This is a genomic window from Aquimarina rhodophyticola (genome assembly GCF_042434915.1).
Classification (GTDB): Bacteria; Bacteroidota; Bacteroidia; order Flavobacteriales; family Flavobacteriaceae; genus Aquimarina.
The window spans coordinates 2,624,264-2,639,221 of the sequence record NZ_CP170198.1 but is presented as its reverse complement, the minus strand read 5'-3'; the positions used below and the strand labels follow the sequence as shown (position 1 = coordinate 2,639,221).

Here is a 14,958-nt window from a genome sequence, read left to right as displayed (position 1 = left end):
TGACGATAATTCTACTTATAATATGAAACAGGTGAAATACCGACATTCAGCCTCCAGACTCCTTATCCTAGGAACTGTTTTTTTATTCACTTTATTTAGTCCTGCATTTGCACAGGAAGAAGCTGCTGTAGCTAATGCTGCTGTAGAAGAAGCTTCTGCTGGTGGTGATGTGGCCAAGGGTAAAGAATTGTTTAATTCGCTTTGTGCAGCTTGTCACAAACGTTATAAAAAAATGACTGGCCCGGCACTGTATGGTGTTACGGATAGGCGAGATCAAGAGTGGTTGTACTCTTGGATTAAAAATAGTGCTGCAATGATTGCTTCTGGTGATCCTCAAGCGGTAGCTATTTATGAAGAGTATAATAAAACAGCGATGAATGCTTTTCCGCAATTGTCAAATGCTGATATCGATGATATTTTGGCATATGTAATGGTGCCAAAGGCAGCTCCTTCAACACCAGAAGGCGGTGTTCAGTCAGTTGCTGTTTCTGCAGGATCTGGTATTTCAACCGATATTATACTAGTAGCTTTGGCAGTAGTGTTTCTGATGTTAGTAGTTATTCTTTTCTTGGTGAATAAGACCCTTCGTAATTTTGCTGCGGCAAATGGTGTAGAACTTTATGAAGAAACTGCTACGCAAAGAACTCCTATTTGGAAAGCGTTTTTGCAAAATCAATTTTTAGTTTTAGTCTCTGTTGTTTTCTTGCTATTGGCTAGTGGGTATTTTGTTTATGGTTATTTTATGCAGGTTGGTGTTGATCAAGGGTATCAGCCGATTCAACCGATACATTATTCACACAAGATTCATGCAGGTGAGAATGAAATAGACTGTAAGTACTGTCATTCTTCTGCCCGAGTGTCAAAACATTCTGGTATACCTTCGCTTAATGTATGTATGAATTGTCATAAATCTATTGGTGAAGTGGCAGAAACTACTGCAACTGAAGAGTATTCTAAAGAATTTTATGATGGTGAAATTCAAAAACTATACAAAGCAGTAGGTTGGGATGAAACCAGTCAATCATATACAGGGAAAACTGAACCAGTAAAATGGGTTCGAATACATAATTTACCTGATTTCGCATATTTCAATCACTCTCAACACGTAATGGTTGCTGGAGTAGAATGTCAGAAATGTCATGGACCTGTTGAAGAAATGGAGATAATGTATCAGCACGCTCCATTAACAATGGGGTGGTGTATTAATTGTCACCGTGAGACCAATGTCAAAGTTGCGGGTAATGAATATTATGAAAAGATTCATGAAGAATTATCTAAAAAATATGGCGTTGATCAGTTAACTGCAGCTCAAATGGGCGGGTTAGAATGTGGTAAATGTCACTATTAAATTAAAATTTTACCGAATAATATATTCGGCAACAGTAAGAAGCTAATATCAGATATATATGTCATCAAACAAGAAATACTGGAAAAGTGTTGAAGAGCTTAATGAAAATAGTTCTGTTGTTGAGACGCTACAACAAAATGAATTCGTAAACGAAATACCTACGGATGAATTTTTGGGGGACAAATCCTCGTTAGAAAATTCATCTACAACTCGTCGAGATTTTCTTAAATATGTAGGTTTTAGTACAGCAGCTGCTTCTTTAGCGGCATGTGAGGGTCCTGTGATAAAATCCATTCCCTACGTTGTACAGCCTGAGCGAATTGTTCCAGGAGTAGCTAATTATTACGCGACAACAATTGCTGATGGGTATGATTTTGCAAGTGTTTTGGTAAAAACACGAGAAGGTCGTCCTATCAAGATAGAAAATAATGATCTTGCCAAAACTAATGGAAGCGCAAACGCTAGGGTGCATGCTTCTGTGTTGTCGTTATATGATAACACGAGGTTGCAAGGTCCAAAAGCTGCAGATAAAGATGTTTCTTGGGATGTCTTGGATAAAGAAGTCTTGGCAAAGTTAAAGGCTGTTCAAGGAAAGGATATCGTAATGTTAACACAAACATATGCGAGTCCGTCTACAGAACGATTACTCTCAGATTTTAAAAAGCAATATCCAAATACTCGACATGTTGTATATGATGCTATCTCATCATCAGAAGCTTTAGAGGCTTACGAGGCGGTTTATGGAGAACGAGCTCTAGCTGATTATGATTTTTCTAAAGTATCAACAATTGTAAGTGTTGGTGCTGATTTTCTAGGAGATTGGCAAGGTGGAGGATATGATAGTGGCTATGCTAAAGGACGAGTTCCTAAAAATGGTAAAATGTCAAAGCATATTCAATTTGAGTCGAATATGTCTTTGAGTGGAGCAAATGCAGATACTCGAATCCCTGTTACACCAACACAGCAAAAGCATGTATTAGCAGCGCTTTATGCCTATGTTACGGGTGCAGGTTCCAAAAGTTCTTTAGGACCTAAGTTGGATAGTGCTGTGGTAAAAGCAGCAAAGCAAATTCAAAAAGCAGGGAGTAATGCTGTGGTTGTTTCGGGTATAGCAGATGTGGATGCTCAAATGGTAGTTTTAGCTATAAATAAAGCTTTAAATTCAAAGGCGTTTAATGAAGCTACTCCAAGAAAGATAAGACAGGGTAATGCTAAGGCTGTTGCTCAGCTTGTAGCAGATATGAATGCAGGTAGTGTAGGTGCAATTCTTATTGCTGGAGTGAATCCAATGTATTCTCTTTACAATGCCAAAGAGTTCGAAACAGGTCTTGAAAAAGTTGATGTTTCGGTTGCTTTTACCATGCATGAAGATGAAACAGCTTCATTTTGTGATTATGTAGCTACAATACCCCATTATTTGGAATCTTGGGGAGATGTAGAATTAAAGAAAGGGAGTTATAGTTTAACGCAACCTACAATACGCCCATTGTTCGATACTAGACAATTTCAATCTACTTTATTGAAATGGTTAGGTAATACAATGGAATATAACGATTATATAGAGGATACTTGGACTGGGGTTTTAGGTAATACTTCTTGGAATCAAGCATTGCATGATGGTGTTCTAGTAACGCCTGTAATGCCAAAACAAGTGCTTACCGAAGCTATTGAAGGTCAGGAAGGCGATGAAGTTGTAGAAGAAACTGTAAAAGAAACACCATTGAATACAGGTGCAGCTTTTAGACGTTTGTCTGCTGCTAAAACTTCTGGAATGGAACTTTCGTTGTACGCAAAAACAGCTTTAGGTGATGGTCAACAGGCTAATAACCCTTGGTTGCAAGAGATGCCAGATCCTATTTCTCGAGTTTCTTGGGATAATTATTTAACGGTTTCTAGAGCTGATGCAGAAGCTCTAGGTTTGACAAATGAAAATGTAGCTAATGGTGCACTCAATGGAAGTTATGCTAACGTAACTTTAAAAGGTGTAGGTTCTTTGGTGGTTCCTGTGCTAATTCAACCAGGTCAGGCAAGAGGTTCTGTGGGCTTAGCATTAGGTTACGGAAAATCAAAAGCATTAAAGGAAGAAATGCAAGTAGGTGTTAATGCCTATAAGCTATATAAAAATCAAAATGATATACAAACAGTAACTATAACTCCTGCAGAAGGGGTTCATGAATTTGCTTGTGTTCAATTGCATAACACCTTAATGGGGCGTGGCGATATAATTAAAGAAACTACTTTAGAGATTTTTAATACTAAGGACAAGCATGTTTGGAATGCGGTTCCCGAGGTTAGTAAAAATCATATTGAGTATGAAGTAACTTCACCCGAGGTTGATTTATGGAGCGAATTTGATCGTTCTGTAGGTCATCATTTTAATTTATCTATAGATCTTAATGCGTGTACAGGATGCGGAGCTTGTGTTATAGCATGTCATGCAGAAAATAATGTACCTGTAGTAGGTAAGGAAGAAGTACGTAAGTCTAGAGATATGCATTGGTTGCGTATTGATCGTTATTACTCTTCTGAAGATAGTTTTGAAGGAGATGATTCTAAAAAAGATAACATTTCTGGGTTAGGAAGTTCATTGTCTGAGTTTTCAGAAATGGAATTGCCGTCTGATAATCCTCAGGTAGCTTTTCAACCTGTGATGTGTCAACATTGTAATCATGCGCCTTGTGAAACTGTATGTCCTGTTGCTGCGACTTCTCATGGTAGACAAGGTCAAAATCATATGGCGTATAATCGTTGTGTTGGTACAAGATATTGTGCGAATAACTGTCCATATAAAGTACGTAGATTTAACTGGTTCCTTTATAATGGTAATGATGAGTTTGATTATCATATGAACAATGACTTAGGTCGTATGGTTGTAAATCCTGACGTAACTGTACGTTCTAGAGGGGTGATGGAAAAGTGTTCTATGTGTATTCAAATGACACAGAAGACCATCTTAGATGCTAAGAGGGATGGAAGAGCTATTAAGGATGGTGAATTTAAAACCGCGTGTTCTGCGGCCTGTTCATCTGGTGCAATAGCATTTGGAGACATCAACGATAAAGAAAGTAAAATAGCAGAGCTTAAGGCAGACGATCGTATGTATCATTTGTTAGAAAGTGTAGGAACGAAGCCTAATGTAATTTATCATACTAAGGTTAGAAATACCACAGAAGCTTAATTAATTAATCAAGAATCAATTCAATTATAAAGGATTATGTCTCATTACGAAGCACCTATAAGAAAGCCTTTAATAACTGGCGATAAAACGTACCACGATGTTACTGTGGATGTAGCAGCACCGGTTGAAGGTAAAGCAAATAAATCTTGGTGGATAGTCTTTTCTATCGCACTCATTGCTTTCATTTGGGGTTTAGGTTGTATAACTTATACAGTATCAACAGGAATAGGAACCTGGGGATTAAATAAAACAGTTGGATGGGCTTGGGATATTACTAACTTCGTTTGGTGGGTTGGTATTGGTCACGCTGGAACACTTATTTCTGCAGTACTTTTACTGTTTCGTCAAAAGTGGAGAATGGCAATCAACCGTTCTGCAGAAGCAATGACTATTTTCTCTGTAATACAGGCAGGATTATTCCCAATAATTCACATGGGTCGTCCTTGGTTAGCATATTGGGTATTACCAATACCTAATCAGTTTGGTTCGTTGTGGGTGAACTTTAATTCACCGTTATTATGGGATGTGTTTGCGATCTCTACATATTTATCAGTTTCTTTGGTATTCTGGTGGACAGGTCTATTACCAGATTTTGCAATGATTCGAGATCGAGCAATTACTCCTTTTAATAAAAGAATTTACGGTATTCTATCTTTTGGATGGAGCGGTAGAGCTAAAGATTGGCAACGTTTTGAAGAAGTTTCATTAGTTTTGGCTGGTTTAGCAACACCATTAGTATTATCGGTTCATACGATTGTATCTTTTGATTTTGCAACTTCTGTGATACCTGGTTGGCATACCACTATTTTTCCTCCATATTTTGTTGCAGGAGCTATTTTTTCTGGTTTTGCAATGGTAAATACATTACTAATTATAATGCGTAAAGTTTCCAATCTTGAAAATTATATAACGATTCAACATATAGAATTGATGAATATAGTTATCATGATTACTGGATCTATTGTTGGTGTTGCTTACATTACCGAATTATTTGTTGCATGGTATTCTGGAGTAGAATATGAGCAATACGCTTTCTTAAATAGAGCTACGGGGCCTTATTGGTGGGCATACTGGGCAATGATGACTTGTAATGTATTTTCACCTCAATTTATGTGGTTTCCAAAATTGAGAAGAAGTATCATGTTTTCTTTCTTTATTTCTATAGTGGTTAATATAGGAATGTGGTTTGAACGTTTTGTTATTATTGTTACTTCATTGCATAGAGATTATTTACCATCTTCATGGACTATGTTTTCACCAACATTTGTGGATATAGGAATCTTTATTGGTACGATTGGCTTCTTTTTCGTTTTATTTTTACTCTACGCAAGAACATTTCCTGTAATTGCTCAGGCAGAGGTCAAATCCATACTTAAATCTTCTGGTGAAAAGTATAAGAAATTAAGAGCAGAACACGGTGATGATGTTGATCATTTTGATTCTATAACGCGTCAACCAGTATCAAATTCTGCTACGAATACAGACAACACAATGCTTAATGATGGAGGTCATGAACCTACAGTCAATGCAGACGCTATAGTAGATACAGAAATACAAAAGGATCAAATAGATAGTATGTTACATACTATTGGAGTCTATGACCCAAAAACACAAACTCCAGATGATCTTAAAAAAATAAGTGGTATTGGGCCCGTTATGGAGCAAAAACTGCATCAATTAGGAATTTATACATACGATCAAGTAAGTAAAATGACTGTTAAAGAATATGATTTGTTAGATAGTATCATCGATGCTTTTCCTGGTAGAGCGCAAAGAGATGATTGGGCAGGTCAAGCATTAAAACTAAAAAACAACTAGAGTATGTCTTCAAAAGTAATACACGCTTTATACAAAGACGATGATCTGCTTATGCAAGCAGTAAAGCAGACTCGTGAAGCAAAATACCATATCGAAGAGGTATATACACCTTTTCCTGTGCATGGTTTAGACAAGGCAATGGGTCTTGCACCAACTAGATTAGCTATCACTTCATTTTTATATGGTTGTGTTGGTTTGACGGTGGCTGTTACCATGATGAATTATATTATGATTGAAGATTGGCCTCAAAATATTGGAGGAAAGCCTAGCTTTAGTTATATAGAAAATATGCCGGCTTTTGTACCGATTATGTTTGAACTTACAGTGTTTTTTGCTGCGCATTTAATGGTGATAACGTTCTATATGAGAAGTAAATTATGGCCATTCAAACAAGCTGAAAATCCGGATGTTAGAACGACAGATGATCACTTTTTGATGGAAGTAGATACAACAGGACAGGACGTACAAGAACTCTCTAAGTTTCTTAGTAATACAGGGGCTGTAGAGGTTAGTTTAATTGATAAGCACAATTAACATGAAGAGTATTTTAAGAAATATAATAGTTGCATTTGTATTGATAACAAGTGTTTCTTGTCAAAAAGATTCAAAGCCTAATTACCAGTACATGCCCAATATGTATAAATCTGTCGGGTATGAAGCGTATGGAGAGTACACTGTGTTTGAAAATCAACAAGAAGCAATGTTACCCGTTGATGGATCGGTTCCTAGAGGTTGGATGCCTTATGATTATGATAATTCCAACGCAGGTTATCAAACTGCCAAAACAGAATTAAAGAATCCTTTGGCCTACACAAAAGAAAATGAAGCAGCAGGACAACAATTGTATACAATTTATTGTGCGATTTGTCACGGTGATAAAGGAGACGGTAAAGGAACGTTGGTACAACGTGAAAAAATTCTTGGAGTTCCTAGTTACGATGATGCTGGAAGAGCCATTACCGAAGGAAGTATTTATCATGTAATGTATTATGGGATAAATTCGATGGGATCTTATGCTGCACAGACAGATGAAAAAGAGCGATGGCAAATAGTTCAATATGTAGAAAAACTGAAGGCTGAATTAGAAGGACGCAGTCCACGTATTGATACAGAAGGAGTAGATATTCAAGAGAGTCTTATTCCTGCTATAGAAGCAAGACCCGAAGAAAACACAGCTAGTACACACTAGTCAATACTAAATTTAAGAATAACGATATTTTATAAATATGTATACGCTATCAAATAGACTAAGATTATTTTCTATCATTCTAGTTGTTGTTGGATTGATAGGGCTTGTAGCTGGATTTGTTACAACTCCAAGTTCTATAGAAGAAGTAAAGGAGATGATGGCATCGCATGATGATCATGGCGAAGCTCATGATAACAAAGCGGTTGCTGAAACCCAGAGCCATACGGGTAATACTGTTCATGCAGAAGCCACAATAGATAAGGATGCTCATGGTGGAGATGCTCATTACGAGCATATCTTACATCAATTACAAAATAAGCCTTGGGCTGCTTTGTATATTGCCGCTTTTTTCTTTTTTATGATTGCTTTAGGGGTTTTAGCTTTTTATGCAATTCAATTTGCAGCGCAGGCTGGATGGTCTCCTGTGCTATTTAGAGTTATGGAGGCAATAACTGCATATTTAGTTCCTGGTGGACTTATATTGTTTATAATCCTTGCTTTATCTGGTTTTCATGTAAATCATCTTTTTGTTTGGGCGGATCCAGAAGTAGTTGCCCACGATGCTTTAATTAAAGGTAAATCTGGATGGCTCAATGGGACAGGATTTATTATTAGAGCTGCTATTTTTATGGGAGGTTGGATCTTATATCGTCATTTTGCGGTTAAGTATTCAAGAAAACAAGATGAGGATACTGTAGGTAATAAATGGTATAAAAAAAGTTTTAAGATCTCAGCTGGTTTTTTAGTTTTCTTTATTTACACAGAATCAATGATGTCTTGGGATTGGATTATGAGCTTTGATCCACATTGGTTTAGTACACTTTTTGGTTGGTATGTTTTTGCTGGACTATTCGTGTCTGGTATTACCACCATTGCGTTGATGACCATTTACTTAAAATCAAGAGGCTATTTAGAGTTTGTAAACAATAGTCATATTCACGATTTAGCTAAGTTTATGTTTGGTATCAGTATTTTCTGGACTTACCTTTGGTTTTCACAGTTTATGTTGATTTGGTATTCTAATATTCCCGAAGAGGTCACATATTTTATAACCAGAATTGAAGATTATAAATTACCGTTCTTCGGAATGTTGATTATGAATTTTATTTTTCCACTTTTGATTTTAATGAACAGTGATTTTAAACGTCTCAATTGGTTTGTTGTTATGGCTGGTATAATGATCTTATGTGGACACTATATCGATGTTTTTAACATGGTAATGCCAGCGACAGTAGGAACATCATGGTTTATTGGCTTAAGTGAGATAAGTTCTGTATTGTTCTTTTTAGGTTTGTTCCTATTTGTAGTATTTGGAGCACTCACAAAAGCGCCATTGTTGGCTAAAGGAAATCCCTACATTAAGGAAAGTAAGCACTTTCATTATTAAAATAGAATTGTATAAAAGAAGATAGAGAAAAATGACTGTATTCTTAATTATAGTAGTTGTAGCACTTTTTGGAATTACACTTTGGCAAATGTCAAAAATTTTCAAATTGTCTCAAGGTAAAAGAACCGATGGTTCTCAGGTAGCAAATGATGAAGACAATAATTTACAAGGTAAATTGATGTTAGGTTTTGTTATCTTTTTATATGTATTAACCATATATTGTTTCACACAATATCATAGTTTTTTTCTTCCAGAATCAGCTTCAGCACACGGTGAGGATTATGATAAATTGATGTTTATATCAATGGTTCTAATCATGATTGTGCAAATCATTACACAGGGATTATTACATTTTTTCTCTTACAAATACAGAGGAAATAAAAATAATAAAGCTTTGTTTTATGCAGATAATGACAAGTTAGAATTTATTTGGACGATTATTCCTGTAATTGTTCTAGCTGGACTTATTATTTATGGATTGTTCACTTGGACTGATATTATGAATATTGATGAAGAGGATGGAGATCCATTAATTGTTGAGCTTTATGCATATCAATTTGATTGGAGAGCTAGATATGCTGGAGAAGATAACGTTCTGGGAAAAGCAAATGTTCGTTTTATAGAAGGCGTAAACACCCTAGGTCTGGATGCTTCCGATACGTATGGTATGGATGATAAAATTACCAACGAACTACATTTACCTGTGAATAGAAAGGTGATCTTCAAAATGAGATCTCAGGATGTATTGCATTCTGCATATATGCCTTTCTTTAGAGCTCAAATGAATGTTGTACCTGGTATGATTACAGAATTTTCATACACACCAACTTTAACTACTGAAGAAATGCGAAATAGTGAATTTATGGTGGAGAAGGTTGCTACGATAAATAACATTCGCAGAGAGAAAAGTAAAGCACTTACAGCTGCTGGAGATGAAGCTTTGGAAAATTATGAATTTGATTACTATTTGTTATGTAATAAAATTTGTGGAACTTCTCATTACAACATGCAGATGAAAATTATTGTTGAGTCTGAGGAAGATTACAATGCTTGGTTAGCTACGCAGACACAATTTAAAGAGCAAATTTCTGCACAGGCTAGTAACTAGAGAGAGAAAAAGAAAAATTTATATATTTTATTAAAAAAAATAGCGATATGTCAGCAATAGCAAACGTACATGATCATGGAGATGATCACGGACATCATCACAAGGAAACTTTTATTACAAAATACATATTTAGCCAGGATCATAAAATGATTTCTAAGCAGTATTTGATCACCGGACTTATTATGGGGATTATAGGTATTGCAATGTCTTTGTTATTTAGAATGCAGTTAGCTTGGCCAGATCATCAGTTTACTATTTACGAAGTATTACTTGGTAAATTTGGTACGGATGGTATTATGGATCCCAGTATATACTTAGCGTTAGTAACTATTCATGGTACAATAATGGTTTTCTTTGTATTGACTGCAGGATTGAGTGGTACTTTTAGTAATTTGCTTATACCTTTACAAATCGGTGCACGTGATATGGCGTCGGGATTCCTTAATATGGTTTCTTATTGGTTATTTTTCTTGAGCAGTATTATTATGGTATTGTCCTTATTTGCTGAAGCAGGTCCTGCCTCTGCAGGTTGGACTATTTATCCACCATTAAGTGCATTGCCTCAAGCAATAGGTGGTTCTGGTACTGGGATGACACTTTGGTTAGTTTCTATGGCTATTTTTATTGCATCTTCTTTATTAGGGTCTCTTAATTATGTAGTAACTGTTATCAATTTGCGTACTGTAGGAATGTCAATGACAAGATTACCATTAACTATTTGGGCATTTTTTGTAACTGCAATTATTGGAGTTGTTTCGTTTCCAGTATTGTTGTCTGCGGCATTATTACTTATAATGGATAGAAGTTTTGGAACATCATTTTTCTTAAGCGACATTTATATACAGGGAGAGGTTTTACATAACCAAGGTGGATCACCTGTTCTTTTTGAACATTTATTTTGGTTTCTTGGGCATCCAGAGGTTTATATTGTTCTTTTACCAGCATTAGGAATTACATCTGAAATTATTGCTACAAATGCACGTAAACCAATTTTTGGATATCGCGCTATGGTTGCATCAATTTTGGCGATAGCATTTTTATCTACGATTGTATGGGGTCACCATATGTTTGTATCAGGTATGAATCCTTTTCTAGGTTCTGTATTTACGTTTACGACTTTATTAATTGCAATTCCATCAGCAGTAAAGGCTTTTAATTATATTACTACACTTTGGAAAGGTAATTTGCAACTTAATCCATCAATGTTATTTTCTATCGGTCTTGTATCAACTTTTATAACAGGAGGATTAACTGGTATTATCTTAGGTGATAGTACATTAGATATTAATGTTCACGATACTTACTTTGTGGTTGCGCATTTTCACCTTGTAATGGGTATTTCAGCATTGTATGGATTGTTTGCTGGTGTTTATCATTGGTTTCCGAAGATGTATGGTAGAATGATGAATAAAAATCTAGGTTACATTCATTTTTGGGTGACTGCAATTGGTGCTTATGGAGTATTTTTTCCAATGCATTTTATTGGTATGGCTGGATTACCAAGACGTTATTATACTAACTCAAATTTCCCATATTTTGATGATTTAGCTGATACAAATATTTTAATTACAGTATTCGCTCTAATCACTGCTTCTGCTCAATTAGTGTTTTTATACAATTTCATCAGTTCTATGTTTTATGGTAAAAAGGCAGTACAGAACCCTTGGAAATCAAATACTCTAGAGTGGACAACACCTGTGGAGCATATTCACGGTAACTGGCCAGGTGCGTTGCCAATTGTTTATCGATGGCCTTATGATTATAGTAAGACTAAAGAAAATGGAGAGTATGTTATTGCTGGACAGGATTTTATTAGTCAAATCACCCCTTTACAGGTCGATGAAGAAGAAATGCATCATTAGCACTTTATTAAATATAGTAAAAAAGCCTTTTCATAATTATGAAAAGGCTTTTTTGATCATAACTCTAAAATTTTTCAACTTACTACTATACTAGTATAATTGCTCGCCCCTTTTGAAATCCCTATCTCTCGCATATTTTTTTTGTTATTTATCCATCCTACTGGTGTTCTTTGTTGGATTGTTTTTTGGTAATTATGAATTAATTCCTGTAAAGACCATTTCTTCGATAGCTCTTATTTGGATTTACTATGAAAATAGAGAGCAAGTTAGTTCTCTATATCTTTTTATTATTTCGATAATAATAATCAATGATATTTTGGTTTTAAGTGATTTTGATCGTTATTTCAATATAATAGGCATTCTACTCCCTTTATATTATATTTTAAGTTCATATGTATTATTGCCCTATATTTCTATACGTAATTTTAGATATAAAGAAGTATTTACCCCTTCTGTCTTTATTGGTATGTTTCTTATATTATATCTAACATTTTCAATTTTTAGTTTGGTATTAAATAACCTTAGAAATTCAATCGGATTCGCCATCCTAATAATAGGATCTTTATTTTATTATTTAGCTAGTTGTTTTGTTATTTATATTCGTAATCAATATTCTCATGCTTATTATGTCTTAATCGCAGCAATTTGTTGCATTTTGGTCAATGCAATGCTTCCTGTACAAGAGCTTTATTATAATAATTCTATTTTGGACGCAGTTATTTATTCAACCGATGTGGTAGCGATGTTGTTTTATCTTAAATTTTTAATAGCTGCTAGTTACATTGATAAATCTGATACGCCTGCTTTTTTTTAAAACAGTAATTTAGTGTATTAGTTGTGTTAGATTGTGACACCACTATACAAATTGGGTTGTGTATTGTCATAAAAATTTATCTTCTTCTAGTTAATTTAATTGTTTACGTAGCTATTAGTTTGTTCTAGTTTTAAGCATACTTAAAAAGCAAATGAAAAGTAGTTTTATGAATTAGTATGTTATCTTTGTTATTAACAAGTCAGAAACTATAAGATTAGCTATTTATGAATCAAAATCTCGATCCTTCAGCAGATAATTTTTCAAATGATGAATTAGATATCGAAAGAGCTCTAAGGCCTTTGTCTTTTGGAGATTTTGCAGGTCAGGATCAGGTATTAGAAAATTTACAAATATTTGTACAAGCAGCCAATCAACGGGAGGAAGCATTAGATCATACTTTATTTCATGGCCCTCCTGGTCTGGGTAAGACTACTTTGGCTCATATTTTGGCAAGTGAATTGGGTGTAGGAATTAAAGTTACTTCAGGACCAGTATTGGATAAACCTGGGGATTTAGCAGGGCTTTTGACAAATTTAGACGATCGAGATGTTCTTTTCATAGATGAAATTCATAGATTAAGTCCGATAGTAGAAGAGTACTTATATTCTGCAATGGAGGATTACAAAATCGATATAATGATTGAGAGCGGTCCTAATGCACGTACGGTTCAAATTAACCTAAATCCATTTACTTTGGTCGGTGCCACTACACGATCAGGGCTATTAACTGCGCCCATGAGAGCGCGATTTGGGATACAATCACGTTTACAATATTATACGACAGAATTATTATCTACGATTGTAGAACGTAGTGCAACAATTTTAAATGTTCCAATATCCATTGAGGCTGCAATAGAAATCGCCGGTCGTAGCAGAGGAACCCCGCGGATTGCCAATGCGTTGTTGCGTAGAGTTCGGGATTTTGCTCAAATTAAAGGCAATGGTACAATTGATATCGATATTTCACGGTTTGCATTAAAGGCCTTAAATGTGGATGCACACGGCTTAGACGAAATGGATAATAAAATATTACTTACCCTTATAGATAAGTTTAAAGGCGGACCAGTTGGGATAACTACTTTGGCAACAGCAGTTAGCGAAAGTGCAGAAACTATTGAAGAGGTATACGAGCCTTTTCTAATTCAACAAGGATTTATTATGAGAACACCAAGAGGTAGAGAAGTGACCGAAGCTGCCTATCAACATTTGGGTCGTAATAAAGGTGGTGTACAAGGAGGGCTTTTTTAATAAGTTAAAAGTTACCTACTAAATAACAAGTAGGTATATCCAATGAATTCTTCAAAAGTTAAATATTCTGAGATGATTAAAGCAGAGGCAGAACGCTTGGGCTTTTTATCATGTGGTATTAGTAAAGCCGAATTTTTGGAGGAAGAAGCACCCCGTTTAGAGCGTTGGCTTACCAAAAACATGAATGGTGAGATGCGTTACATGGAACATCATTTTGACAAAAGATTGGATCCTACGCTACTGGTTGATGATGCTAAAAGTGTGGTATCACTTTTGTTAAATTATTTTCCATCTCAACAACAACATGATCCAAATGCTCCCAAAATTTCTAAATATGCATACGGTCAAGATTATCATCACGTTATAAAATCAAAATTAAAAGAACTTACACAGTTTATTACAGAAAATATAGGAGAGATAAAAGGAAGGGCTTTTGTAGATTCAGCACCGGTACTTGATAAAGCATGGGCAGCCAAAAGTGGTTTGGGCTGGATCGGTAAAAATAGTAACTTAATAACGCAAAAGGTAGGTTCTTTCTATTTTATTGCAGAACTTATAATTGATTTAGAAGTAGCTTATGACAGTAAAACAACCGATCACTGTGGATCTTGCACCAAATGTATAGACGCTTGCCCTACGCAAGCAATCGTTGATCCTTATGTAGTGGATGGGAGTAAGTGTATCTCATATTTAACAATCGAATTGAAAGAAGCTTTGCCAAGTGAATTTCAAAACAGTATGGATAATTGGGCCTTTGGTTGTGATGTTTGCCAAGACGTCTGTCCTTGGAATCGTTTTTCAAAACCACATCAAGAGCCTCTTTTTAACCCTAAACCAGAGCTGCTTGAAATGACCAAGAAAGATTGGGAAGAAATTACACAGGAGGTTTTTTCAAAAGTTTTTCAAAAATCTGCAGTAAAACGAACTAAATTTTCTGGATTACAGCGTAATATTGACTTTTTAAAAGGAAACTCATGAACGATTCAAAGAATACCTATTTTCATTAT

At 35.4% G+C, this 14,958-nt stretch carries 11 protein-coding genes; all 11 read left to right on the top strand.

All coding sequences use genetic code 11. The features are described from left to right. The first annotated feature begins 22 nt into the window (after positions 1-22). The 11 genes from ACE939_RS11395 to queG all read left to right on the top strand — a co-directional run bounded on the left by ACE939_RS11395 (position 23) and on the right by queG (position 14,929). The gene (locus ACE939_RS11395) at positions 23-1,348 is read left to right on the top strand and encodes a c-type cytochrome (RefSeq protein WP_378185709.1); all 1,326 of its coding nucleotides are present in this window, start codon (positions 23-25) and stop codon (positions 1,346-1,348) included. A gap of 58 nt (positions 1,349-1,406) precedes the next feature. Beyond that, positions 1,407-4,526 (top strand): TAT-variant-translocated molybdopterin oxidoreductase, encoded by a 3,120-nt coding sequence (locus ACE939_RS11390; protein ID WP_378185708.1) that lies wholly within the window; start codon positions 1,407-1,409, stop codon positions 4,524-4,526. Between the two features lie 36 nt (positions 4,527-4,562). Beyond that, positions 4,563-6,344 (top strand): NrfD/PsrC family molybdoenzyme membrane anchor subunit, encoded by a 1,782-nt coding sequence (nrfD, locus tag ACE939_RS11385; RefSeq protein ID WP_378185707.1) that lies wholly within the window; start codon positions 4,563-4,565, stop codon positions 6,342-6,344. A 3-nt stretch (positions 6,345-6,347) separates the two neighbouring features. Further along, on the top strand, positions 6,348-6,878 hold the full coding sequence (locus ACE939_RS11380; RefSeq protein WP_378185706.1) for a DUF3341 domain-containing protein: 531 nt from the start codon (positions 6,348-6,350) through the stop codon (positions 6,876-6,878). Between the two features lies 1 nt (position 6,879). After that, positions 6,880-7,533 (top strand): c-type cytochrome, encoded by a 654-nt coding sequence (locus ACE939_RS11375; RefSeq protein WP_378185705.1) that lies wholly within the window; start codon positions 6,880-6,882, stop codon positions 7,531-7,533. A 37-nt stretch (positions 7,534-7,570) separates the two neighbouring features. Further along, the gene (locus ACE939_RS11370) at positions 7,571-8,920 is read left to right on the top strand and encodes a quinol:cytochrome C oxidoreductase (RefSeq protein ID WP_378185704.1); all 1,350 of its coding nucleotides are present in this window, start codon (positions 7,571-7,573) and stop codon (positions 8,918-8,920) included. Positions 8,921-8,951: 31 nt separating this feature from the next. Further along, positions 8,952-10,028, top strand: coding sequence for a cytochrome c oxidase subunit II (locus tag ACE939_RS11365; RefSeq protein ID WP_378185703.1), 1,077 nt, complete (start codon positions 8,952-8,954; stop codon positions 10,026-10,028). A 47-nt stretch (positions 10,029-10,075) separates the two neighbouring features. Then, positions 10,076-11,890 carry a cbb3-type cytochrome c oxidase subunit I gene (locus ACE939_RS11360; RefSeq protein WP_378185702.1) on the top strand — a complete coding sequence of 605 codons (1,815 nt, stop codon included), beginning with the start codon at positions 10,076-10,078 and terminating at the stop codon, positions 11,888-11,890. 112 nt (positions 11,891-12,002) lie between these two features. Next, on the top strand, positions 12,003-12,704 hold the full coding sequence (locus tag ACE939_RS11355; RefSeq protein WP_378185701.1) for a hypothetical protein: 702 nt from the start codon (positions 12,003-12,005) through the stop codon (positions 12,702-12,704). Between the two features lie 224 nt (positions 12,705-12,928). Further along, positions 12,929-13,951 (top strand): Holliday junction branch migration DNA helicase RuvB, encoded by a 1,023-nt coding sequence (ruvB, locus tag ACE939_RS11350; RefSeq protein ID WP_378185700.1) that lies wholly within the window; start codon positions 12,929-12,931, stop codon positions 13,949-13,951. A gap of 42 nt (positions 13,952-13,993) precedes the next feature. Further along, on the top strand, positions 13,994-14,929 hold the full coding sequence (gene queG, locus ACE939_RS11345; protein ID WP_378185699.1) for a tRNA epoxyqueuosine(34) reductase QueG: 936 nt from the start codon (positions 13,994-13,996) through the stop codon (positions 14,927-14,929). Positions 14,930-14,958 lie beyond the last annotated feature (29 nt).